Annotated in this window: 19 protein-coding genes, 8 tRNA genes and 1 other RNA gene; 27 read left to right on the top strand and 1 reads right to left on the bottom strand. The window is 53.0% G+C overall.

Features of this window, described 5'->3' with window-relative positions; genetic code table 11:
* Positions 1-176 precede the first annotated feature (176 nt).
* Positions 177-1,097, bottom strand: a complete 921-nt coding sequence (locus tag EDC14_RS20855) for an RluA family pseudouridine synthase (RefSeq protein ID WP_132016252.1) — start codon at positions 1,095-1,097, stop codon at positions 177-179.
* Positions 1,098-1,934: 837 nt separating this feature from the next.
* Here EDC14_RS20855 and aroF point away from each other — a divergent pair.
* From aroF to pheS, 27 genes are all read left to right on the top strand, one after another.
* Entirely contained in the window at positions 1,935-2,945 is a 1,011-nt protein-coding gene (gene aroF, locus EDC14_RS20850; RefSeq protein WP_132016251.1) for a 3-deoxy-7-phosphoheptulonate synthase, read from the top strand.
* The gene (locus EDC14_RS20845) at positions 2,946-4,049 is read left to right on the top strand and encodes a prephenate dehydrogenase (RefSeq protein ID WP_132016250.1); all 1,104 of its coding nucleotides are present in this window, start codon (positions 2,946-2,948) and stop codon (positions 4,047-4,049) included.
* Between the two features lie 167 nt (positions 4,050-4,216).
* Positions 4,217-5,023, top strand: a complete 807-nt coding sequence (locus EDC14_RS20840; protein WP_132016249.1) for a PHP domain-containing protein — start codon at positions 4,217-4,219, stop codon at positions 5,021-5,023.
* A gap of 117 nt (positions 5,024-5,140) precedes the next feature.
* Positions 5,141-5,217, top strand: a tRNA-Val gene (locus EDC14_RS20835).
* A 7-nt stretch (positions 5,218-5,224) separates the two neighbouring features.
* Positions 5,225-5,301 (top strand) — tRNA-Asp (locus tag EDC14_RS20830).
* Between the two features lie 53 nt (positions 5,302-5,354).
* Positions 5,355-5,430, top strand: a tRNA-Phe gene (locus tag EDC14_RS20825).
* A gap of 27 nt (positions 5,431-5,457) precedes the next feature.
* Positions 5,458-5,532, top strand: a tRNA-Gly gene (locus tag EDC14_RS20820).
* Between the two features lie 75 nt (positions 5,533-5,607).
* Positions 5,608-5,682 (top strand) — tRNA-Cys (locus EDC14_RS20815).
* 13 nt (positions 5,683-5,695) lie between these two features.
* Positions 5,696-5,783, top strand: a tRNA-Leu gene (locus EDC14_RS20810).
* Between the two features lie 23 nt (positions 5,784-5,806).
* Positions 5,807-5,881 (top strand) — tRNA-Gly (locus EDC14_RS20805).
* A gap of 148 nt (positions 5,882-6,029) precedes the next feature.
* Positions 6,030-6,800 carry a ClpP family protease gene (locus EDC14_RS20800; RefSeq protein WP_424337423.1) on the top strand — a complete coding sequence of 257 codons (771 nt, stop codon included), beginning with the start codon at positions 6,030-6,032 and terminating at the stop codon, positions 6,798-6,800.
* Positions 6,800-7,018 (top strand): YlzJ-like family protein, encoded by a 219-nt coding sequence (locus EDC14_RS27840; protein WP_132016247.1) that lies wholly within the window; start codon positions 6,800-6,802, stop codon positions 7,016-7,018. Before EDC14_RS20800 ends, EDC14_RS27840 begins: the two co-directional genes overlap by 1 nt.
* A 194-nt stretch (positions 7,019-7,212) precedes the next feature.
* On the top strand, positions 7,213-8,931 hold the full coding sequence (locus EDC14_RS20790; protein ID WP_132016246.1) for a Na/Pi cotransporter family protein: 1,719 nt from the start codon (positions 7,213-7,215) through the stop codon (positions 8,929-8,931).
* On the top strand, positions 8,931-11,195 hold the full coding sequence (locus EDC14_RS20785; RefSeq protein ID WP_132016245.1) for an FtsK/SpoIIIE family DNA translocase: 2,265 nt from the start codon (positions 8,931-8,933) through the stop codon (positions 11,193-11,195). The genes EDC14_RS20790 and EDC14_RS20785 overlap by 1 nt, the downstream gene beginning before the upstream one ends.
* A gap of 66 nt (positions 11,196-11,261) precedes the next feature.
* Positions 11,262-12,083, top strand: a complete 822-nt coding sequence (locus EDC14_RS20780; protein WP_132016244.1) for a helix-turn-helix domain-containing protein — start codon at positions 11,262-11,264, stop codon at positions 12,081-12,083.
* 201 nt (positions 12,084-12,284) lie between these two features.
* The gene (gene dnaG / locus EDC14_RS20775; protein ID WP_341540181.1) at positions 12,285-14,156 is read left to right on the top strand and encodes a DNA primase; all 1,872 of its coding nucleotides are present in this window, start codon (positions 12,285-12,287) and stop codon (positions 14,154-14,156) included.
* Positions 14,157-14,225: 69 nt separating this feature from the next.
* Positions 14,226-15,329: an RNA polymerase sigma factor RpoD gene (gene rpoD / locus EDC14_RS20770; RefSeq protein ID WP_207930766.1), complete on the top strand. Its 1,104-nt coding sequence runs from the start codon at positions 14,226-14,228 to the stop codon at positions 15,327-15,329.
* Positions 15,330-15,385: 56 nt separating this feature from the next.
* Positions 15,386-15,460 (top strand) — tRNA-Ile (locus tag EDC14_RS20765).
* 304 nt (positions 15,461-15,764) lie between these two features.
* On the top strand, positions 15,765-16,877 hold the full coding sequence (locus tag EDC14_RS20760; protein ID WP_132016241.1) for a Nif3-like dinuclear metal center hexameric protein: 1,113 nt from the start codon (positions 15,765-15,767) through the stop codon (positions 16,875-16,877).
* Positions 16,878-16,957: 80 nt separating this feature from the next.
* The gene (locus EDC14_RS20755) at positions 16,958-17,671 is read left to right on the top strand and encodes a zinc ribbon domain-containing protein (protein WP_132016240.1); all 714 of its coding nucleotides are present in this window, start codon (positions 16,958-16,960) and stop codon (positions 17,669-17,671) included.
* Positions 17,672-17,801: 130 nt separating this feature from the next.
* Positions 17,802-18,156: RNase P RNA component class A (gene rnpB / locus EDC14_RS20750), an RNA gene on the top strand.
* Between the two features lie 247 nt (positions 18,157-18,403).
* Positions 18,404-19,354: a D-2-hydroxyacid dehydrogenase gene (locus tag EDC14_RS20745; RefSeq protein ID WP_207930765.1), complete on the top strand. Its 951-nt coding sequence runs from the start codon at positions 18,404-18,406 to the stop codon at positions 19,352-19,354.
* Between the two features lie 130 nt (positions 19,355-19,484).
* Positions 19,485-20,909, top strand: coding sequence for a M48 family metallopeptidase (locus EDC14_RS20740; protein ID WP_132016238.1), 1,425 nt, complete (start codon positions 19,485-19,487; stop codon positions 20,907-20,909).
* Positions 20,910-21,096: 187 nt separating this feature from the next.
* Complete coding sequence (locus EDC14_RS20735) at positions 21,097-21,837, top strand: M48 family metallopeptidase (protein ID WP_165908188.1); 741 nt, start codon at positions 21,097-21,099, stop codon at positions 21,835-21,837.
* 89 nt (positions 21,838-21,926) lie between these two features.
* Entirely contained in the window at positions 21,927-22,730 is an 804-nt protein-coding gene (locus EDC14_RS20730) for a TrmH family RNA methyltransferase (protein ID WP_132016236.1), read from the top strand.
* Between the two features lie 79 nt (positions 22,731-22,809).
* Complete coding sequence (locus tag EDC14_RS20725) at positions 22,810-22,911, top strand: YqzL family protein (protein ID WP_132016235.1); 102 nt, start codon at positions 22,810-22,812, stop codon at positions 22,909-22,911.
* A gap of 305 nt (positions 22,912-23,216) precedes the next feature.
* Positions 23,217-24,236: a phenylalanine--tRNA ligase subunit alpha gene (pheS, locus tag EDC14_RS20720; RefSeq protein ID WP_132016234.1), complete on the top strand. Its 1,020-nt coding sequence runs from the start codon at positions 23,217-23,219 to the stop codon at positions 24,234-24,236.
* The last annotated feature ends 82 nt before the right edge of the window (positions 24,237-24,318 follow it).

Genomic DNA, 24,318 nt, shown 5'->3' with positions numbered 1-24,318 from the left:
GGAAGTATTAGTTGATAATATCCATCGAAACCGTTATAATTTTTGTTGTATAATTTGTTTGTCACAATTCAATTATACAGCTTTTGCGGGCTCTGGGAGCCCGCAATTTCTTTGTAAGCAAAAAAAGGGGCTGTTGGAAATGAACTTGTATGTTCATTTTGCAACAGCCCCTTTTTTTATCGGCATTTCTGATCAGGGGATCTCTCGCTCCCCATTCGCAAGGCCATCAGCAGCCTTTCAAAATCGGCGGGCCAAACCGCCCGTTGCTCGGGGATGGCGAGGCCGGTCCCGGCAAAGCTGATCTTTCCGGCGTGCAAGGCCGGCCGTTTGATCAAGGAAGTCGGGATGCCGTAGCGCGGATCCCCCAGCAGCGGATGGCCAAGCTCCCGTAGGTGGACCCGGATCTGATGGGTGCGGCCGGTCTCCAGCTCCAATTCGAGCAGGGCGGCGTCTTGAAATCTCTCCAGGGTCCGATAATGGGTTTTGGCCGGCTGGCCGTCGGGCAGCACCATGCGCCGGCCGTTTCGGACGCCGATAGGGTGGTCGATCAGGCCGGAATCGGACTGGGGTCTCCCGTGGACGACCGCGTAATAAGTTCGACCAATGGCGTGGTTGGCGAGGGCCTGGGTCAGGATGGCCTGGCTCGGGGCGCTCTTGGCGAAGATCACCAGGCCCGAGGTGCCGTGATCCAGGCGGTGGACCGGCCGCACCTTGCTATGGATGCCGCGGGAAAGGAAATAATAAGCGACCCGATTGGCGAGCGTTCCGGCGGTGATCCCCTTCACCGGATGGACGGTCAGCTGCGCCGGTTTATTGACGATCAGCAGGTCGTCATTCTCGTACACCACCTCAAGCGGCAGCGGTTCCGGGATTAGAGAGCCAATCTCCTCGGGCAACGGGAACACCGCGACGCGGTCTCCCGGGCGCAGCGCGGCCTGTGAATGCGCCTTTCTGCCATTCAGCAGAATCAATCCTTTAAAGAAATACTTGCGCAGGCTCCGCGCCGACAGACCGGCGCTTTCCTTCAGATATTCCTGAAGCGGGCGGGGTTCCGTTTCGTGGTAGGTCGCAGCGAAGATGGGTTGGGTTTTCGGCATGAGCGGTTACTTCCCTGTGAGAAATTTTTGACAATCGTACCGCTATTGTACCCATTTTTGATGGCGCTGTCAAAAGGATTCGTTGCACTCCGCATGACCCGCTCTTCCCCATCGTTCCCCGTTCTCCACGAGGCAACCCATACTTTGTAACCATCTACTGTATCGGATGAGACCCGACTTATTCGCCACGCGGAGTCAACCATTGTCCAACAGCCATCCGGCAAATGCTCCCGGTTGTTCTGCATGCATTCATAATCGCTGCGCAGGGTTACGGTGTTGCTGAGGGAAGTTGCACAGTTGCCGGGCAAGGTTGCACAGTAACTGTGCAAGATGACACGGTTACCGCGCGAGGTCACACGGTAACTGCGGGACCATGCGACGTTACCGGGCGGAAACGCACAGTTCCTGGGCATTCACGCTTGGTTACGGAGTATTTCGTTTCAGTGACTGAACATTCCGTTTGGAACCGGATCGTTTGGCGGGACGCATCCTCCAGAAAGTTCGGACGGGTATGACTACGGACGGTGCCGTTAAATGGACTTGCCCGGCGGGAGCGGCGCGGATGGTCAACTGACGTCCGCTTACAAAACGTTCCCAGTTAACCGGTTGTTTATTTACAAAGATTTGCTCTGTTGCTATAATAATCTCAATCGAAAGAATTGCCGAAAGACGGGGAAATTCACTCTTTGGCCACGATATAGGGTGAACGGTGGGGATGCACCGGTCAATATATTGTGGCCAAAGATTATTTTACGATTCGGGCAATTCTTTTGAAAAATCCGCCGGCATGATTTGGGAATGCGGCGGAAAAAGTAGGATGGTAGGAGGGACAGTTTCATGATCATTGTAATGAAAGAGAAAGCCACTGCTCCCCAGATCGATCGCGTCAAGGAGCGACTTGACCAGTGCGGACTGGGGATCCATCTCTCGCAAGGGGTGGAGCGGACCATCATCGGCGCCATCGGGCCAAAGAAGCCGGGCCTGATGGAGTCGATCGAGGCCATGGATGGGGTCGAGAAGGTTGTACCCATTCTCAAACCGTTCAAACTAGCCAGCCTGGAGTTTAAGACCACCAGCATCGTCAAGGCCGGCGGGGTCGAGTTCGGCGGCAACCAGGCAGTGCTGATTGCCGGGCCGTGCGCGGTGGAAAATGAGGATCAATTATTCAAGACAGCCCAAGCGGTGAAAGCGGCCGGCGCCTCCATGCTGCGGGGCGGGGCTTTTAAACCGCGCACCTCTCCCTATGCCTTTCAAGGGTTGGAGAAGGAAGGCCTGAAGATCTTGAAGAATGTAAGCCAGGCGGTGGAGATCCCCTTTGTCACGGAAGTGACTAACCCCATGGACGTGGAATTGATCGCCGATTACGCCGATATGCTTCAGATCGGGGCGCGCAATATGCAAAACTTCACGCTGTTGAAGGAAGTCGGCAAAGCGGGCAAGCCGGTCATTCTCAAACGGGGCCTGGCTGCCACCATCGAGGAATGGCTGATGGCCGCCGAGTATATCCTGAGCGAGGGCAATTATCAAGTCGTTCTTTGCGAGCGGGGGATCCGGACCTATGAGACCGCCACCCGGAATACTTTGGATCTCAGCGCCATTCCCCTGGTGAAGCAACTGAGCCATCTGCCGATCATCGCCGATCCCAGCCATGGGACTGGCAAACGTCCGCTGGTCACTCCGTTAAGCCGCGCCGCCATCGCCGCCGGAGCGGATGGGTTATTGATCGAGGTACATCCCGATCCCGAAAATGCATTATCGGACGGCCCGCAATCATTGACGTTTGAGAATTTTGAAGACCTGATCGCGCAGGTTCGGCCGGTTGCCGAGGCGATCGGGCGGCAGCTGTAAATGAATACCGTTATCGATATGAACATCGCCATCGTGGGGTTGGGACTGATGGGAGGCTCGCTGGGCCTGTCTCTGGCGCGCTCGGGCTTTCGGGTCAGCGGCTGGGACAGCGACCGCCGGGCGCAGGCGGAAGCGTTTAAAATCGGGGCCATTAGCCGATTGACCGACAGTCTCCAGGAGACTGTAGCCGGGGCCGATCTGGTCTTCGTGGCCACTCCGGTGGGATGGATCGCCGAGACCATCCGCAGTTGCTTGCCGCTGGTGAAGCCCGGCGTCATCTTTTCCGACTTGGGCAGCATCAAACAGATGGTTGTCGATCAAGTTTCCCCTTTTCTCCCCGATGCTTGCTATTTTGTGCCCGGACATCCCATGACCGGTTCGGAGCAACAGGGGATCGCCGCGGCCGATCCGTTCCTTTTTCAGAATGCCGCTTATATTCTGGTGGAGCATCCCCGGACCCCGGCGGAAATCCGGGAGCGGGTCGGCAAAGTTCTGGCGACGACCGGCGCGCACCTGTTGACCCTGGGTGCGGCCGATCATGACCGGATCGTAGGCATGGTATCCCATTTGCCCCATTTGATCGCCGCAGTGCTGGCAAAGACCGCCGGTACCGAGGAAGAGGCCAGACCGGGAACTCTCAATCTGGCGGCCGGCGGGTTCCGGGATACCACTCGGGTGGCGACAGGCTCACCCACGCTTTGGGAAGGGATTATCGCGGGCAATAAGCAAATGGTCTTGCTGGCGCTGGATTCTTTCCAGCGTGAATTGGCAGCGGCGCGACAATTCATCGCGGAGGATGACCCTGCCGGGTTGACGGATTTTCTCCGGCAGGCCCGGGACGTGCGCTTGCAGATTCCGGCGAAGAATAAAGGTTTTTTAACATTATTGCATGAATTGGTGGTCACCATTGAGGACCGCCCGGGTGCGATCCACGAAGTCCTGCAGGATTTGGCCGATGTAGGTCTGAATATCAAGGACATCGAGATCCTGAGAGTGCGGGAAGGTGATGGCGGCACGCTCCGGCTGGCCTTGGAAAACGAGCCCGACGCGGACCGCGCTTTGGCTGTCTTGGCTTCGAAGGGAATCAAGGCCAAGCGGCGGTGAGGAGATGCCGGGAGGACCAGTTCCGCCCTTTGCAGTTATCTGGAATTCGCCTCATACATTTGATTGTTTCGCAACCCGATCTTGAGCGAAGATTCGGGTTGCGAAGTTTTATATGCAAATTCGCAGAATTTTTTGTTTTGTAATGCAGGGAAGGAAACGGAGCAACCATGGGATATGATCTACACATCCATTCGACTTTCTCCGATGGAACCTACAGGCCGGAGGAACTGGTCGCCAAAGCCCTGGTGAAACGGCTGTCAGGCATCGCCATCACCGATCACGACACCATTGCCGGGTTGCCCGACGGCGCGCGTGAAGCGGAAAAACGGGGTCTGCGGTTCATCACGGGAGTTGAGTTGACCACCGATTGGGGGGATGATGAGGTTCATATTCTGGGGTACGGTTTTGCCCTTCATCAGCCGCAGCTGGAGAATAAGCTGGAGCGGGTGCTGGCGGCCCGGAACGACCGGGCGCGGCAAATCGTAGCCGAGTTGAACCGGAAAGGAGTACCGTTAGCCTGGGAAAGAGTCAAAGCTCAGACTACCAGCAAATTCGTGGGCAGAACTCACATCTATAAGGCACTGGAGGCGGCGGGCCAGATCGCACCGGAACACCGTCAAAATGCCTTTGAATACTATCTGGGCCACGACGGACTGGCTTATGTTCCCCATCAGGAGATCGGCACCCTGGAAGCGATCGAGCTGATCAATGAATGCGGGGGTTTGGCGGTGCTTGCCCATCCCGGGCGGATGGGCAATGATGAGCTGATCAAGCGCCTGGTGGATGGCGGTCTCCGTGGGATTGAGGTATTTTATCCTTCCCATACTCCGGAGATGGTCCGGTTCTATCTGGAAATGGCTAAACGCTACCGGTTGGTCGTCACCGGCGGTTCCGATTATCACGGAGTCTTTAGCCGTACTCAACTGGGTGAGGCACAGGTCGAAGAGGTTTCTTGGCTTCATCATTGGGCCTGATGTTTGTCAAGGGAAATATTGTGCCATTTAGCTTATATTTTTTCATAAAAATCTGAAATTACCTATTTACAGACCGTCGAAAATCCGGTATACTATGTAATGCGCTCAAGGGAGCACGGGCGAATAGCTCAGCTGGTGAGAGCACCTGCCTTACAAGCAGGGGGTCGTAGGTTCGAATCCTACTTCGCCCACCATTTTTGCGGAGCCGTGGTGTAGTCGGCTAACATGCCAGCCTGTCACGTTGGAGATCGCGGGTTCGAGTCCCGTCGGCTCCGCCAAAATAAATCTTGACAAGATGTATAAAGTGGATTAAAATATCTAAGTACCAGCTGCCACGATAGCTCAGTTGGTAGAGCAGAGGACTGAAAATCCTCGTGTCGCTGGTTCGATTCCGGCTCGTGGCACCATGAATGTTGCATGGAAGATAGTAAGATGCGGAAGTAGCTCAGTGGTAGAGCATCGCCTTGCCAAGGCGAGGGTCGCGGGTTCGAATCCCGTTTTCCGCTCCAAATTGAAGAGTATGGTTTTTTTATATAGATGGGCCCTCTATGAGGGTCTAATTTACTCGGTATGTAGGTGTTACCGGCGGCATAGCCAAGTGGTAAGGCAGAGGTCTGCAAAACCTTTATTCCCCAGTTCAAATCTGGGTGCCGCCTCCAAAAAAGTTTACTTGCCGAAGTGGCGGAACTGGCAGACGCAAGGGACTTAAAATCCCTCGGTCCTAAAGACCGTACCGGTTCGATTCCGGTCTTCGGCACCACTTTTATAATAAAAATTTATGATGCGGAAGTAGCTCAGTGGTAGAGCATCGCCTTGCCAAGGCGAGGGTCGCGGGTTCGAATCCCGTTTTCCGCTCCAATCGCAAGCAAACGAGCTGTTATCTAAAACGGCTCTTTTTTTATGTTTCAATGGCGGTAAAACGGTGAGAAACTTCGGATAACTTGTTGAACCTCGAATGATTTCCTATTGCCAAGGAATACTAACAGCAAAAGAGGAGGTCAACAAGTTGGAAGATGAGCGATATACCGGAGAATCCCCCGACCCCGAGCAGGAAAATCCGCTGGAAGAACCGGTCCGGCAGAGCCCGCGCAAGCAACGAGTCAGCTTGCAAAATCTGAAAGCCCTCGGTCAACTGAATACCCCGGCACCGGCGGAGACTCATATCCATACCTTAATTATTGTGGGGCAGATCGAAGGCCACATGATTTTACCCCCTAAAAATAAAACTACCAAATATGAGCATATCATCCCGCAGTTGGTGGCCATCGAACAAAACCCGAATATTAAAGGGTTGTTGGTCATCTTAAATACGGTCGGCGGCGATGTCGAGGCCGGCTTGGCCATCGCCGAAATGCTGGAAAGTCTCACCAAAGCGACGGTCTCCTTGGTTTTGGGCGGCGGGCATTCGATCGGCGTTCCGATCGCCGTTTCCACCGATTACAGTTTCATCGCCGAAACGGCGACCATGACCATTCACCCGCTGCGGCTGACCGGAATGTTAATCGGCGTCCCCCAGACTTACGAGTACCTCGAAAAAATGCAGGACCGGATTATTAAGTTTGTGACCAACCATTCGACAGTCTCCGAGGAAAAGTTCAGGGAATTGATGTTCCGCACCGGAGATTTGGTCCGGGACATCGGAACAGTGTTGGTGGGCAGAGACGCGGTCGGTGCCGGCCTGATTAATGAGGCCGGCGGCATCAGTCAAGCCCTCAAGAAGCTGGAGGAATTGATCGAGCTTAAAAAAGATGATCCCAAACGGAGGTTGAAACAATAATGCTATTATATACGGTCATACCTCCGGAGCTTATCTTTGAGGATGATAGTGGGGAAAATTCTCCGTGTGAGCCGGTAGAGGTGAAAAAAGGCGCGGTGAGTCTGATGGTTCAGCCATTATCCGCAGGTCAGGGCCGGATTACTCGGGTCATCAGTACCGACCCTCAGGATTTCTTAAACCCCGAATGGCAACCTGGAACTATAATGTCAATTTTTTGAACCCCCGAGCAGGGGGTTTTTATTTTTGATAAATTACGTTATACTGTAGGGAGGCCTCCGGTCAACTATTTCCGATGAATGGCAGGAAATAACGCCGGTTCCGAGAAATATTACTAAGGATATTTTCCAAAAGCTTCAAGAACTGATTTGTCAACCATCATAATATATCAGAACATCTAGGAGGAAGATCGTCTTTGCCTGCTTCCATTGAAGGACTGCTCATTTTATGCGGCGGATTGGCCATATTTCTGAATGCGGTGTCCCGATTCGGTGACGGCATTCAAAAGCTGGCAGGGGAGCGGATCCGCTCAATTCTTGAGAAACAATCCCGGGAGCCTCACGCCAGCATCTTTACGGGCATCGGCATGGCCGCCGCGCTTCAAAGCAACGTTTTGACCTTTGGAGTTATCTCCAGCATGGTGAATGCGGGATTGTTGGGACTGCTGCCGGCGCTCTGGATTATGCTCGGCGTCAATCTGGGGATGACGGTTAACGCTCATCTAATGGCTTTAAACCTGGGTGCCTGGGCTTTTTTGATTTTATTTTTCGGTTTCATCCTCAATTTTTATATCAAGAAACGGAATTTACATTACATCGGCCAAGTCCTTTTTAATTTAGGCATGATGTATTTGGGTTTCATCGCCTTGCACCAGGCTTTCGTATTATTGGCCACTGAATCAACCACTTTGGCGATGCTGACAGGGATCTTTCATCAGCCTTGGCTCGGTTTTTTACTGGGACTGTGTGTTTCGATCCTGTTGCGCAATTGCAATGCGATGGTGGTTTTTGCCCAAGCGGCTGTCGGCATCAATTTGGGTTTAACCGATGCGGCCTTTTTGAGCGGCGCCATCGCCATCATTATCGGCGCCAATGTCGGAACCACCATTATCAATATGCTGGTTGGACTCGACCGGGTTCCCACCGCCAAAAAAGCCAATTGGATGCATTTCTCGTTTAATCTGACCACCGGAGTGGCTTGGCTGCTGGCCCTACCGCTGATGTTGTTGCTTGTCGATACGATGAGCCGGGAGATAGGCGTCTGGATTCATCAATTTGAATTAGCGGTTTTTCAGTGGAGTACTCCCTTGGGGAACTCGACTTCGCAATGGTTTAACGTTTGGCAGTTAGCCCTGGCAAATTCTTTCTTTAATATAAGCATCATTTTGATCTGGTTCCCGGTCACCCTGCTCGCTTCCAAATTCGGTTTTTCGCTCTTCGCGGAGCAGGTCAAGACCACCGCCAACGGCGGGAAAACCTTCCTGGACCGGCGCGCATTGCAAAGTCCGGCCCTGGCTTTGATTTTGGCCAGTCATGAGATTAACCAGATGGCCGCAACTACCATTGAAATGTTAAAAGCGGTTCGGCTCGCTTTTTTCAAGGGCCAGGTACATCTGTTGGACGGGGTATATCGCAATGAGGCGCTGGTTGATGATCTTCAAGAACAGATTACCTTTTACCTTTCGGCGTTGTTATCCCAAAATTCATTGACCGAGGTTCAATCCCACCGTCTGGCCGGGCTGCTTCATGCGGTCAGCGACATCGAGCGGGTCGGCGATCACGCCAATAACATCGCCCACCTGGCGGAGAAGAAATACCAGGAACAATTGCCATTTTCGGAATTGGCGTTGAATGAAATTGAACTGTTCTTCGGCAAAGCGATTGATTTTTATACCAAAACGACGCAGGCTTTACGGGAAAACAATCTGGAATTGGCCAAACAGATCGAACATCGCGAAGAAAGCATTAATAAGCTGGAAGAGGAATTGCGCCAAAATCATATTCACCGCTTGAACCAAGGAAAGTGTTGGCCGGGTTCGGGAGTCGTGTATGTTGAGATTTTAAGTAACCTGGAACGGGTGGCTGCTCATTCCGCCAATGTTGTTTCCGTGGTGCTTGAGGAGGGGGAACAATAATGGCCCGGGGAAAGAAACCTTCGGAAAGTCATACGGAATTGGCTCGGGACGAACGTTTTTCGGAACAGCGGATGGAGATCGCCGGGGTATTGTTGATCGGTGTTTCGTTGCTATCGCTGTTAGCGATCTCCATGGAAGGAGCCGGTTTTATCGGCGGAATCGGCGAAATTTTACGGAGTGCGCTTCATTTCGTTTTTGGCGAACGCGGCGCGATTTTTCCAGTGGTGATTGCCGCAGTCATTGGCTGGACATTATTGACCAGGCGCCAACACCGGCGTTTAGCCCGAAACCTTACGGCCTTGGTGCTTTTATTCTTTTGGGCCATTACGGTCATGCATTTGTGCAGCGGGGTACCTTTGACGGGAAATCAATGGGACCAGGCTTACCGGGGCGGGGGAGTGATCGGGCATCTGCTGGCGTTTTCTCTGAACAGTTGGTTCGGTAAATTCGGGAGTGTCGTGTTTTTGTTTATCTGGTTGACAGTGGCGGTAATCCTGTCCTTGAACCGCCCGCTCGTCCAGGTGATTGCCGGATGGGCCGCCCGTTTCTCCAAGCCTTCCGTGCCTCCGGCAGGTGAAACGATCGCCGCGCAACATCAGGAAGCGAAGGCTTCGTTCAATCCGGAGAGTTCGGCTGCAGTGAGTGAAGTGGCGGTTGCTGCGGGCCGCGAGAGTGCCCCTGCCGAGAATCAGCGGGGTCAAAGTTCGATCCTGAACACCCTCCAAGGAATGTTAAAGGAGAAAGAACAGAAAAAAGAACAGAAGAAACAGCGCGAGACTGCGGCCGAGCCTCTGAGAGATGAACGGCCTGCCAAAGAAGCGGTTATTCCGGTACGGCAGCCGGGTAACGGGAAGTACGTATTACCGGATCCCAATTTACTTGGCCCCGCCAGTCCGCCTCGCAAGAGTACGCGCAGTACCGAACAGTCGCGCCAGTTGGAAGAGACTTTGGCCCATTTTGGGGTTCAGGCCCAAGTCATTGATGTTCATTGCGGGCCGGTGATTACCCGTTATGATCTGCACCCTGCGCCGGGAGTAAAGGTCAGTCGCATTGTGAATTTAGCCGATGATCTGGCGTTGGCTTTAGCGGCCAAAGGTTTGCGCCTGGAAGCACCGATCCCCGGTAAGGCTGCGATCGGCATCGAGGTTCCCAACCAGGAGACGCAGATCGTAACGTTCCGGGATACTTTGGAATCCAAAGCCTTTTGGAACTCCGGCAAACTCAGCGTGGCCCTGGGGTTGGATATCGGCGGCGAGGTTGCCATCGCCGATCTTCGCAAGATGCCCCACTTATTGGTGGCTGGTTCCACTGGTTCGGGAAAAAGCGTCTGTATCAACACCTTAATCATGAGTGTACTGTTTAAGGCTTTTCCCAATGAGGTTAAGTTGATTATGATCGATCCCAAAATGGTCGAGCTTTCGATGTACAACGGAATCCCCCATCTCATGGCTCCGGTCGTTACTGAGGCCAAAAAAGCGGCCGGCGTCTTAAAGCTGGTCGTCGATGAGATGGAAAAACGTTATAAGACTTTCGCGGAGGCCCGGGTACGGGAGATCGACAAGTACAATGAGATGGTGCCCGAGGAGGAACGGCTGCCTTACATATTGGTGGTTATCGATGAGCTGGCCGATTTGATGATGATAGCCCCGGCTGAGGTGGAAGATGCGATTTGTCGTCTGGCGCAGATGGCCCGGGCAACCGGTATTCATCTGGTTATCGCCACGCAACGCCCGTCAGTCGATGTGATAACCGGTCTCATCAAGGCCAATGTCCCTTCGCGAATCGCCTTCGCTGTCAAATCGCAGATCGATTCGCGGACCATCTTGGACACGGTGGGGGCGGAACGACTGTTAGGTCGGGGTGATATGTTATTTGCTCCGGTGGGGGCGATGAAACCCAATCGGATTCAAGGTGCCCTGGTCGTTGAGAAAGAGATTGAGCTCATCATCAAACACTGGAAAGAACAGGGCGAACCCAACTATCAGGAACAATACGTCAATGTGCCCGAATCTCAAGACGAGGTCATGAAGGATGAAGAGGACGATCTGTTTTGGGAAGCAGTTCGGGTCGTAATTGAGCATGGTCAAGCTTCGGCATCTGTTCTCCAGCGCAAGCTGCGGGTGGGATATACCCGGGCCGCCCGGTTAGTCGACATGATGGAAGCCAAGGGGATGATTGGCCCGTACGAAGGGAGCAAACCCAGGGAAGTCATGATTACCGGCAGGCAATTGGAAGAACTTCGCAAACGGGCATCCGGACCCTAACAAAAATTTTACAGCAGGAACCTGGAGAGTTAGCTCGAACCATATAGAATATTGGAGGTGGCTAAATTGAAAGAACTTGGAGATTACCTCCGACAGGCCAGGGAGAAAAAGAATATTTCCTTGCGGGATATTCAGGAATCGACCAAGATTCGATTGCGTTACCTGGAAGGGATCGAACAAGGCGATCTGGAGATGATCCCCGGTGAAGTGTACCGTAAAGGATTTTTGGCCAATTATGCCAATGCGGTTGGGCTCGATGCCGAAGCGGTTTTACGAAAATATAACGAATTAAAGAATCCCGGCTCGGAACGGGCCGCAACTCCCCAGACGATCTCTGAAAAGCCTGTAGTAAAACCGGTGGAGACGGTTGCCAAGACCCAGCCGAAACCGGTTGGATTGAAAGGGGTTTACTGGGGAGTAGGAATCGCTTTGGTCGGAGTCGCAGCTTTCATTCTTTTGATGCCGCTATTCCGGAGTAAACCGCCCGTCAAAATCGCGTCGTCGGTTCCTCAAAAAGCGGCGTCTGCTCCAAAGCAAGCTCCGGTCCAAGTTACACCGACGCCGACTCCGGGTGAGTCTCCCGCGCCGTCCGTTGCGGACCCTGCTACGACGGTGGATGCTCCCATTCGAATTGAGGCTGAATTTACCGATAAAGTTTGGGTCGGCATCGATGCTGATGGAACGCAGCCGCTCACGAAAAATGGGAAGACTTTCACTTCCGCCGATCCGAAACAGACTTGGACCGCCCAAAACACGATGGTCATCAAACTAGGAAATCCCGCAGGCGTACGCTTGACATTCAACGGCCAGGACGTAGGCCCAATCGGTAAATACGGAATCCCGATCACGATTACCTTCACTCCCGCCGGTATAAAAGAAGCGCCTTGAGGCGTTTTCTTTTTTTCTGATGAAATTGCAAATTCCAGTTCACGCCGGTAGACCGGTGAACGTGGCAAGAACGGGTTCGGGCTATTGAACTATGTATAAAAGAATTCCGATACTGATATTATTTACTGTTGATCCATAATGTCTGATTGAAAAAAGCAGGAACTGTTTACCCGGACGAAGAAAATATGTATATCATGGAATTTGACAGGTGATAACTTGGACCGTTTACGACAGCAGGAGCTGATTCAAGAGATTAAAGAGAAAAATGATATCGTCTCGGTCATCTCCGAGTATGTCAGTTTGAGAAAAGCCGGTCGTTCGTGGGTTGGCTTATGCCCGTTCCATTCCGAGAAAACCGGTTCGTTCAACGTAAACCCCGAGAAACAGTTCTTTTATTGTTTCGGCTGCAGTGCCGGTGGCGACGTTTTCAGCTTCATTATGAAACGTGAGAATCTGGAATTTATGGAAGCGGCACGCAAGTTGGCGGAACGGGCGGGAATCGCCTGGCCCGAGTCCAACGACCACCAGGCGGACCAAAATAAGAATGAGTTATTAAAAATAAATCAACTGGCAGCATCTTACTTTCATTATTGTTTATCCAGGACGGAACAGGGGAAACGGGGCAGGGAGTATTTGGAGAGGCGCGGTATTGACCCGGAGATTTGGCGGAAGTTTTCACTAGGCTATGCCCCCCCGGGCTGGCACCACCTCACGGAGACGCTGCGCAAAAAAAACGTACCGCTGGAGAAGGCCTCGACATTGGGTTTGGTCAGCTTCGGTGAAAACGGTTATTACGACCGTTTTCGGGACCGAATCATTTTCCCTATCTGTGATCCCCAGGGCAACGTCGTCGGTTTCGGCGGCCGCGTACTGGATCAGGGCGAACCGAAATACTTGAATTCGCCGGAGACCGCTCTCTTTCATAAAGGGCGTTTCCTGTATGGACTACAACTTGCCAAGGAAACGATCCGCCGCCAAAACCAGGCGATTATCATGGAAGGGTATATGGATGTCGTTCAGGCGCATCAGGGTGGTTTTCAACAGGCCATCGCTTCATTGGGAACCGCGCTTACCCAGGATCAGGTCAAATTGATCAAACGTTACGGTTCTGAGGTGATCTTGGCATATGATGCCGACACCGCGGGACAAAACGCCACGTTGCGCGGAATGGGATTGCTGCGGGAAGCGGGGTTGACAGTCAAAATACTACGGTTGCCTGCCGGCGAGGATCCGGATTCCTTTCTGAAGAAAGCCGGCGAAAAGGCCTTTCGGGAACAATTGGCTCAGGCCCCCGGGTTAATCGAATTTAAGATTGAGCAAGCGTTGCGAAAATACGATCTTAATTCTTCCGAAGGGAAGCTTGGAGCAGTTCAAGCGGTCCTGCCGGAATTGGGCGAGATCGAAAGTTCCGTGGCGCGGGAGTTTTATATCCGTCAGTTGGCCCGGGAAATCGGAGTTTCCGAAAATGCGGTATTCGCGGAGGTTGACGACTGGCTTGCAAAAAACAGGAAAAAATCTCCGGTACTGGATAATAAATTGATTCCTAGTTATACTAAAATGACAACTGAAAAAAATGGCCTAAGTGTTGGCATAATAAGGAATGCCGAATTATCCCCTATCCAAGCGGCTATTTTTGAGGCGGAAAAGGAACTTTTGCAAATCGCTTTGCAGGAATATGATAAATTTGCGCGAATTAAAGAAGAATTGAAAGCGGAAGATTTCCAATTTGCGGTTTGGCGGGACTTTTTCGGAGCGCTGCAAGATACTGAGCCGGCGCCGGAGAATCATCAAATATTGGATGAACTTACCGGTCCCATACGCGAATTGGCTTCGACGCTGCTGGCGGAACAACAATTTAAATCAGGCACCGGTGATTTGGCAGGAATATTGAATCGCTTGGATATGTTGCGCCTTAAAGCAAGGATTCAAAAGTTGACCGAACAGATCGCCACGGGAAAAGATGATTCGGGGCTTCAGTTATCCGAAGCCGATCTAAAGGCAAAACTGTTGGAGTTCACCGAATTAAACCGGAAACTGAAGAAGGAATATCCAAGTTTCTCTGCAGAATTATAATTAAGAGCAAATATTCGTATACCTCGAAAAATCGAGCGTCTACCCCCCGGGAAGGATGGTAAAAACACGTTGGGTAAAGAAAAAACCTTGCCAAATATCGAAGGCATAAAAGAGTTGATTGCAAAAGGCAAGCGAAAAGGGGCCCTCTCGTATCATGAAATCATGGATGCCTTGGAGCAGGTAGAGCTGAATTCGGATCAGATCGACGAAATTTATGAAGCCTTGGCTACCCACGGCATTGAGATCATACCCGACACCAGTGAAGAGCCGATCGAAGATCCGGACGGTTTCCAACCGGATAGCGAGGAAGAGGTCGAGATCGACTTAACGATTCCGGAAGGAATCGCGCTCGATGATCCGGTGCGGATGTATCTGAAAGAGATTGGCCGTGTTCCTTTACTCAACGCCAACGAAGAGATCGAGTTAGCCCGCAAAGTGGAATCGGGCGACGAAAACGCCAAACGGCGATTGGCTGAGGCCAATCTGCGCTTGGTGGTCAGCATTGCCAAACGTTATGTCGGTCGGGGGATGCTCTTTTTAGACTTGATTCAGGAAGGCAATCTCGGTTTAATCAAAGCCGTCGAGAAATTTGACTATCGAAAAGGCTATAAATTCAGCACCTACGCCACATGGTGGATCCGCCAGGCGATCACCCGGGCCATCGCCGATCAGGCCCGTACCATCCGGATTCCCGTGCACATGGTGGAGACGATCAATAAATTGATCCGGGTCTCCCGGCAGTTGTTGCAAGCGCTCGGCCGCGAGCCCAGCGCGGAGGAGATCGCCGAAGAGATGGAGATGAGCCCGGAACGGGTCCGTGAGATTATCAAGATCGCCCAGGAACCGGTCTCCCTGGAAACACCCATTGGCGAAGAGGAAGACAGCCATCTCGGCGACTTCATCGAGGATCAGGATGCTCCCGCTCCGGCGGAGGCTGCTTCCTTTCGCCTGCTGAAAGAACAGCTGGAAGATGTCTTAAATACGCTGACGCCCCGGGAAGAAAAAGTACTGCGGCTGCGGTTCGGTCTGGATGACGGACGGGCCAGGACCTTAGAGGAAGTCGGCCAGATCTTCAATGTCACCCGGGAACGGATTCGTCAGATTGAGGCCAAGGCTTTGCGCAAATTGCGTCACCCCAGCCGTAGCAAAAAGCTGAAAGATTTCTTGGATTGAAATCAGATCTTGATGTTTCTGCCGATTCGGTGTATAATATTTTTTGCTACATTTGCGGGCCCATAGCTCAGCGGCAGAGCAGTCGGCTCATAACCGATCGGTCCTTGGTTCGAACCCAAGTGGGCCCACCATATTTATCACGAAACAAAGTGGGGAGACCCACTTTTTCTGTTTTCTGAAGCCAATCTTAAGCCGTAGAAAAGCTCGTTTAAAAGCGTTGTGATACGAAGGTCGGGGTGTTCACAAAAGCTCGGAAAAGCAAGTGATAAAGTCATTTTTAATCCTTATGAAAGAGTGATTTCCGAATTTGAGGACTTTATCACATGGCTTTTAAAAGGACTCATCCGCCGAATTTGTTGCTCCTCAAATAGGAGGAAATCAACCCCGGGACCCGAATATTATGGATCAACGAGTTGCGGAAAAGGAGGTTGTTCGATGCTTACGGTGAAGCAGATCCTGGAAGCCGTGAACCGGGTCGCGCCTTGGGATTTGGCCGAATCTTGGGATCAGGTGGGCTTGCAGGTGGGCCGGACTCAGCAACCGGCGCGCCGGATCCTCGTGGCGCTGGATTTGCGGCCGGAGGTCATCGAAGAGGGCATCTCCTTACAGGTGGATGGCTTTATTACTCATCATCCGCTGATCTTTAAACCCCTGGCCCGTCTCGACCTGGACACGCCGCTCGGCGCAAGCCTGGAACGTTTGTTGAAGGCAAATCTCTTTTTTATTGCGGTTCATACCAATGCCGATAAAGCGGAAGATGGCTTAAACCAGTATCTGGCGGAACGGTTGGGTCTAGAATCCCTCGTCCCGCTGGTGGGCGCCGGTTCCGATAGTACTTGCAAAGTCACGGTTTTCGTCCCCGCCGAGCACGCGCGGGCAATCCGCCGGGCCATGGCGGAGGCCGGGGCCGGCCGGATGGGCGATTATCAGGAGTGCGCCTTCCAGGTGCAGGGCAGCGGGTCGTTCAGGCCCGGGGCTTCGGCGCATCCCTGGATCGGCCAGCCGGAGCAGCAGACCGATGTCCCGGAGATCCGCCTGGAGATGGTCGCGGCCCGGGCGGATCTGCCCCGGATTTTGGCGGCGATTCGCAGCCACCATCCCTATGAGGAACCGGCCATTGATGTCGTCCCTCTAGTGACGCAGCCGAAGGCCGGCTTGGGACGGATCGGCCGGCTGCCGGAACCGTTGACGCTGGGAGATTTCAGCCGGAAAGTCCAGGAACAGCTGCAACCTACCGGAATGAGAATATGCGGCGATCCTGAACGAAAAATTCGACGGGTAGCCCTCTGCACCGGCAGCGGCGGCAGTTTACTCAAGATGGCGCTGCAGAGCCGGGCCGATCTCTATTTGAGCGGAGATTTGGGTTATCACGACTTTCTTACCGCGCAGGAACACGGGTTGGCATTATTGGACGCCGGCCACTGGGCAACCGAACGGATCTTCGGCGATTGGTTGCTGGGTCATTTCAGCAAGCTCTGGAGTGAAGCGGACGGTCCCCAATTACTCCTCAGCCGCGCGATCCGGGAAGAACCTTATCACACGCTCTGAATGCGCGAAAATCATGTTTGATCTGGAGTTTGAAGTGGGAAGACCGTACCGCTAAATTATGAGCAGCGATAGGAGTTAAAATGGTTAATTTACCCCATTTATACCGGCTGCAAGAGATCGAGGGCCGGTTGCTGGCCCTTCAGAAACTGCGGCTGCGCATTGCCGAGGATCCGGAATTGAAGGAACGCCAGAAGGCTTGGCAGAACAGCGACCAATTGCTGAAGGAGTCCGAGGCCGAAAGACAGCGACTACAGACCAACCAGCGCCGCCTGGAACTGGAACTCAAGACTTGCCAGGAGCATCTGGCGGCCGAAGAACGGAAGCTGTATGGAGGCGGCGTATCCAGCGCCCGGGAACTGGAGCAGCTGCAGCAAAAAGCGGCCGAGTATGCCAAGAAACGGGCGGCCTTGGAGGATGACCTCCTGCAACTGATGGAAGGGGAAGAACAACTCTCCGCCAAATTGAGTCAATTGACAGCGATCCGCGATGAAACCGTAGGCGTTTTGGAGCAGCTCAAGCAGGAACATGCCCGACAGCTCCTGGAAGTGACCATCGAGGAGCAGGACCTGACCGAAGAGGCTGAACAGGTCGCGGCGAAGCTGCCCAAGGATTGGCTGGAGCGGTACCGCCGGATCGCCAAATCCCATCACGGAATCGGCATGGCCAAGGTGAAAAGCAACAGCTGCGGCGCCTGCCATATCAGCCTCTCCGAATCGATGCTCCAAAACGTGAAGCGGGCGGAGGATACCTTGCTTTTCTGCGAAAGTTGCGGCCGGATTTTGTATTATGCTTAAATTCGGTTCGCGGTTCCCGTCGCGCCCCAGCAGGACGGGAACCGGACCACTGGGAATAATCTCCCTTTGACAGAAACGTTTTGATATGGTAAACTAAGTTTCGCTCATCCGTCAGGAGCGAGTCGATGGATAACTGTCTCGGGTGACCGCGGGTCGTATGATCTGAGGAAAGTCCGAGCTCCATAGGGCAGGATGCTGGATAACGTCCAGGGGGGGCGACCCCACGGAAAGTGCCGCAGAAAAGAAGACGCCGAATGGCCGCAAGGTTTCATGGCAATGCTGAAAAGGTGCGGTAAGAGCGCACCAGCAGTCGAGGAATCGGCTGGCTTGGAAAACCCCATCCGGAGCAAGACCAAATAGGGGAGAGCTAAAGTGGCCCGCTTTTCTCCCGGGTTGGTCGCTAGAGGTGCCGGGCAACCGGCATCGTAGATAAATGGTTGCCGCCCGCAAGGGTACAGAACTCGGCTTATAGAGACAGTTATTACTGATTAACCCGCTTGGTCCATTGGGGCCGGTGGGTTTTTTCATGCTCATTTTGGGTGATTCCCCCAAGCAGCGGTTTCGGTAGTTGATAGGGTAAGAAGAAAAAGTCGAAAATCATCTCGAAATCGTAAAAATCACTTTGTTGGGAATAGGATTTCATCAAATTATCAGAGGATCCCGGCAGGGAAAAACCCAGAGAATATGGAAAATGGGACGGAAACAAATGATCAAACGGTTGGTGAAACGATGATGAGACGATTGGTGCTTTGCTGCTTTAAACCCGGCTCCATCAGTTACTACGCCTGTGTACCGCCGGAGGTTCCGCAACGCCTGGCGGACGGCGGTTTTGACTTCCGGTATGTGGAGACTCCGGAACAATTTTTAGACGATTTACCGCAGGCGGAGATCGCGATCGCGGCAGTCTTCCGGAAAGAGTGGCTGACCCAAGCTCCCCGGTTAAAATGGGTGGCTTCCTATGCTGCGGGCCGGGAACGCATTCCCGAACGGGAACTGCGGGAGGCCGGGATCCAGGTGACTTTCGGCCGGTTTCACGGCCGGATTATGGCCGAGACGGTACTGGGAATGATGCTCTTCACCGCCCGGGGGCTGGGAACGGCCTACCGGTTGCAGAAGACGGTGCAATGGTGTGATACGGTGCTGCACGGACGGGTTTGGACGCTGCGCGACCAGACCTGCCTGATCATGGGGCTGGGCCATATCGGCCAACATGTGGCCCGGCTTACCAAGGCTTTGGGAATGTATAACATCGGGATCAAACGGGTGGCGGGCGGGACCTACCCCGATGTCGACCGGGTGGTTGCTCTGGAAGATTTCCGGACCGTGTTGCCCCAAGCCGATCATCTGGTGTTGATCCTGCCGCATGTCGCGGCGACCGATCGCTTGATCGGCCGGGCCGAGCTGGAATTGATGAAGCCCGGCGCCGCTCTTTATAATGTGGGCCGCGGCAACTGCCTGGACGAGACTGCTCTTTATCAAGCCTTGCGGGAGCAAAAGATCGCCTGGGCCGCGCTGGATGTATTCGAGGCGGAACCCTTGCCAATGGAGAGCCCCCTCCGGGAACTGGACAACATATTGATCCTCCCGCATTCCTCGGCATTTGCGTCCGAGTATTATGGACTGTTTTTCCGGGAGTTTCTAGAGGATTGGGAGGCATACCGGAAAAACGCGCCTGAAGAGTGACGGACCGGGGCCGTACCCTCGCGTAAAAATGAAAAATTCAAAAATTGCTTCTTGAAAAAAGGAAAATAGGGTGGAACCTCGAATTTCAATTTGAATTATTGGAATTTTTTACATATGGAGGGCGCGATCCATGAATCGGAATTCATTTCGTTACTGGGTGTGGTTGATCGGGTTATTCATCCTGTTTGCCGTTCCAACTTGGGGCGCGAGCCAACCGAGCATGGCTCTTTTAGCCATCAACAACTACAGCGGGGTTGATAAAGTCAGCGGCGGCAAACTGGTCCGGCTCGTGGATGAAGAGTTCGCCAAGGCCGTTAAGAAACAGGCGGAAATTCGTTTCATCGATGAGGAAGCCACGGCCAATCTTTTAAAAAACAAGGGACTCGACAGTTATTATGAAGCCGCCAACCTTTGTACCAACCGGGATTACAGCCGGATGACCACGCGGATCGGCGTCGATCAACTGGCGATTTTGGAGATTAACGGGTATAGCGAGATCCGGCGGGAAAAGTCCAAAAAAGCTTTTCAGCTTTTGCTGGGATTGCGGCTGATCGCGAAGGACGGTTCGGAGACCTATTATAGCGGCGAGGGTTTCAGCGAGGGGAAGCCGGAGGCCGCCTTCACCAACTCGATGACTCAATTGCTCAGCAATTGTTTTGGGGTGGGGAGCACCGATTTCAATGCCGGCAATATCCGTTCTTTCGACGCGCCGGTTCTTGGAAACCGGGCCAGTAAGGTATATCACTTGCTCGACACCCATCACGGGCCTCAGGAGTCGGTGAGGGAAAATTTCAATAGCCGGACCGAGGCCGAACAGCGCGGTTACCGCCCCTGCCCCATCTGTTTCCCGGATTATAAGAGTTTCGACTATGCGGACCGGGCGTTGGAAGAATCGCTGGGCGCCGAAGGGTGCGGGACCATCGAATATTATTACCGGGTGGAACAGAATCCGCAGCTCATCGCTTGGCTGGAACGGGTGGCGGCGCCGTTATTCAAGGTCAGTTACCGCAAGAATGTGGATTTCAAGTTTCGGATCTTGGATACCAAGGAAGTCAATGCGTTTTGCTCGCCCAATGGTTATATATATGTGACCAAAGGGTTGATCGACATCGTCGAGTCCGATAGCGAGATGGCCATGGTGATTGCCCATGAGATGGGCCATCTTGAAAAGAAGCATGCCGTCATTCGCTACCGGCAGGCCATTACAGCCGCATTCCTCGCTTCCATCTTTATCGCGGTCAATAATAACAACAATAATAACCAGGCCGCCAATGTGCTGGCGGTGGTCATGGCCGAACTGGTCTTGCGCGGTTACTCCCGGGATCAGGAGAATGAAGCGGATGAGGTAGCTGTGGCCCACCTGAAACAGGCGGGATTGGATTACCGAGTCTATCATACGCTGATGGGACGATTCATCGACATGCGCCAAGCCAAAATTACGGCCATTAACAAGATCTTCGCCACTCATCCCGCTCCGGAAAAACGGATTGAGAATCTCGATCAGTTTTTACAGTCTTATGACAAGCTCCAAGCTCAGCTGGACACGGGTTTTTAAAAGGATCGGGAAAGCGAACGGAGCCTCTGTATGGGCTCTGTTCGCTTATGGACTCGGCTCTGACCGAAACAACCGTCCCCGGATTACATAATCTGGATGGTTTGGCCACAAGGAACTCGGGCGGCGATGGAGAATTATACGGGGGTAGAAGCTCTGAAGCTCCACTGAAATGGAGGAAGAACAACCGATGCTTCGGAAACGATGGCCGCTCTTTATGGCGCTCCTGCTCCTGGTACTGATGGTTTCCGGATCCACCATCCGGGCCGAATCCGTCTTCGACAATATTTCGCTCGGCCTGGAAAAAGAGATTGGGTATCTTAATTATGAAACCATTCTGGCGACCAAAGAACCGGTTCAGTTACCATCCGTCGAGAATCGCCGATTGCAGGCCGTCTTTCACAGATTGACCGAGACTTCCCGCCGCAAGGGCGAGATCCAGTACCACCTGACGGTGGTGGAAGATCCGGCGGTGAATGCTTTTGCGCTGCCCGGAGGATATGTCTTTGTCAACACCGGCTTGCTGGAGGTCGTTCAAAGCGACGATGAGTTAGCGGGGGTGCTGGGTCACGAACTGGCTCATGTGGAATGCCGGCATAGCATCAAGGCGATCACCCGTTCCGTGGGGATGACGGCAGTCGCTACGGCGGCCCTGGGGTCCGGCGAGGGTTCAAGCCGCGAAACTCTTTCTAGAATGGCCAATCTTTCCATCCTCCTCCTGCAGCTTGGCTACAGTCGCGATGCCGAGTATGAGGCGGACAAGTTGGGAGTTCAGATGATGCGGGAAGCCGGATACAGCAAAAATAAGTTTCTCAATTTTTGGCGGCGGGACGAGGCTGCCAATGATTCCGGACGAACGGCGCGGTTTTATGAATTCTTCTCCACCCATCCGCTCACTTCGGAACGGATCAAGCGGATCGAGAGCATGTAATGGATCCGGCACATCTATCCGATACTAACATTTGATCCGAATATTATGACGCAGGAATAACCCTGCGTCTTTACTATGGAGGAATCCTTTTGATTACCAGCAACTCGAATTCCACGATAAAATTGGTAAAGAGTTTACACCATAAAAAGGGCCGGGATGAGCATAAGCTATTTCTGGCCGAAGGAATCCATCTGGTCCAGGAAGCTTTACAGGCCGGATGGAAAGTCCAGTTTTATTTATGGACAGCCAAGTTAGGGGAGAGCGTCGAAGGCAGAGAGCTGCTCGAACGGTTACAAACTGTCGCGCCTGGATATGAGGTGAACGAAGCGGTATTCAAGGGGGCGGCTGAAACCGAAAGCCCAACCGGAATTATCGCCGTGCTTCCCTTACCAGCACCGGTGGAATTCGATTTGTCCGATGTAAGCCTGGGACTGATTGTGGACGGGGTTCAAGATCCGGGAAACATCGGGACGATCATTCGGACTGCTTGGGCCAGCGGCATCCGTAAATTGATTTTTACTCCAAAAACCGCCGATCCCTATCAAGGCAAAGTCGTTCGCTCCAGCATGGGTGGAATCTTTAACGTCAGGATCTTCCGCAATGAGCCTCCGGGCAGTATCATTGCCGCGGCGGGACAGAAACGGATTCAGGTGGTAGCCGGCGATGTGCGGGCGGACCGGACCTATTTTGAGGCGGATTTGACAGTGCCGACGCTCATTCTGATCGGTAGTGAAGGGAGGGGAATAGCGCCGGATTGGGAAAATTTTTCCATCCAAAATGTTCTGATCCCCCAGCCTGGAAAGGCGGAATCATTGAATGTAGCTGTGTCGGCGGGAATTTTAATCTACGAAGCGCTCCGACAGCGGTTGAATATGGATACTTGTAAAAGTTAGAGGGCTTTGATATAATGAAGTTGGTTTTGCGGTGACCGTTTTTCACGACAACACTCGGTGAAGAAGGGATGATGTTGAAGTGAAGTTATCGGCTGAATTTTTTTGGAGGGTCTTTGAGACGACCGGTTCCATCACCGCCTACTTAATTTACCGTGAGATTGTGCGGACGACATTAAGTTAATTAGGTCAAATAAAATAACATAAAGCGATGACAGAGGAAAGTACCGCGTCATTATCCGGTTACAGGGAGAAGGGGCACGACTGAGACCCTTTCCCGGGCTGATGTCGGGAAGTTCCCTCTTAAGCTGCGGACTGAACGAGGAGTAGGTAGGTCGCGACGGAGCTCCACCGTTAGCGGGAGAGGGTATAGTCATTCTGTACCTGCGGAGTTATTTTTTGGGTGGTACCACGAAAATCAACCTTTCGTCCCGAGTGGGATGAAAGGTTTTTTTGTTTTTGGATATTTCAATTACTGGGGGTACAAACATGAAAGAGCAGCTGGAAAAGTTACGCCAGGAAGCTTTGGCGGAGCTCGCGCAAGCGGTCCAGAGTACGGCGTTGAATGAAATTCGCGTCAAATACTTAGGCAAAAAAGGATCGCTTACTGCCATTTTGCGGGGGATGGGAGCCTTGTCCCCCGAAGAGCGGCCGGTCATTGGGGAACTGGCCAACGAAGTCCGCCAGCAGATTGAAGCGGCCATCGCCGAGCGCGGTGACAATTTGGCAAAACAAGAACAACAAACCCGATTGGCGGCTGAGGAAATCGATATACTGCTGCCCGGACGTCGGCCAAGCTTGGGACATCCGCACCCCATTCAACTGGTGATGGATGAGATTGCCGAGATCTTCATCGGCCTGGGTTTCTCGATTGCCGAGGGGCCCGAGGTCGAAAAAGACTATTATAACTTTGAGGCTTTAAACCTGCCCAAAGACCATCCTGCCCGGGATATGCATGACTCCCTGTACATCACGCCGGAAGTACTGTTACGGACCCATACGTCTCCGGTCCAGATTCGAACGATGGAACAGCAATATCCCAACCCGTTCCGGGTGATCGCTCCCGGACGGGTCTACCGTCGCGACGCATTGGACGCCACCCATTCGCCGATGTTCACCCAGATTGAAGGGATGGTCGTGGATGAAGGCATTACCTTCGGCGATCTAAAAGGGACTCTGGAAGTCTTTGCGCAACGGATGTTTGGAAGCGACCGTAAGGTTCGTTTTCGTCCCAGTTATTTCCCGTTCACCGAACCCAGCGCCGAGGTCGACGTTTCCTGTGGTTGCGGCGGCAAGGGTTGCCGGGTATGCAAAGGGACCGGCTGGTTGGAGATCATGGGAGCGGGCTCGGTTCATCCACTGGTCCTCAAAATGTCCCAATATGATCCGGAACGATTCACCGGGTTTGCCTTCGGCATGGGAGCTGAACGGATCGCGATGTTAAAATACGATATTCGTGATATCCGCGTCTTTTATGAGAACGATCTGCGCTTTTTAGCACAATTCTAAAATTGGGTTTTCGTTGATTCAGGGTTCTCAAAAAAGCAAACGGACTTGGGACTTCATAACAGAGGATGGAGGAAGACAAGTT

This window comes from Hydrogenispora ethanolica (genome assembly GCF_004340685.1).
Taxonomy (GTDB): Bacteria; Bacillota; UBA4882; order UBA8346; family UBA8346; genus Hydrogenispora; species Hydrogenispora ethanolica.
This window is presented reverse-complemented; position numbering and strand designations above follow the sequence as displayed.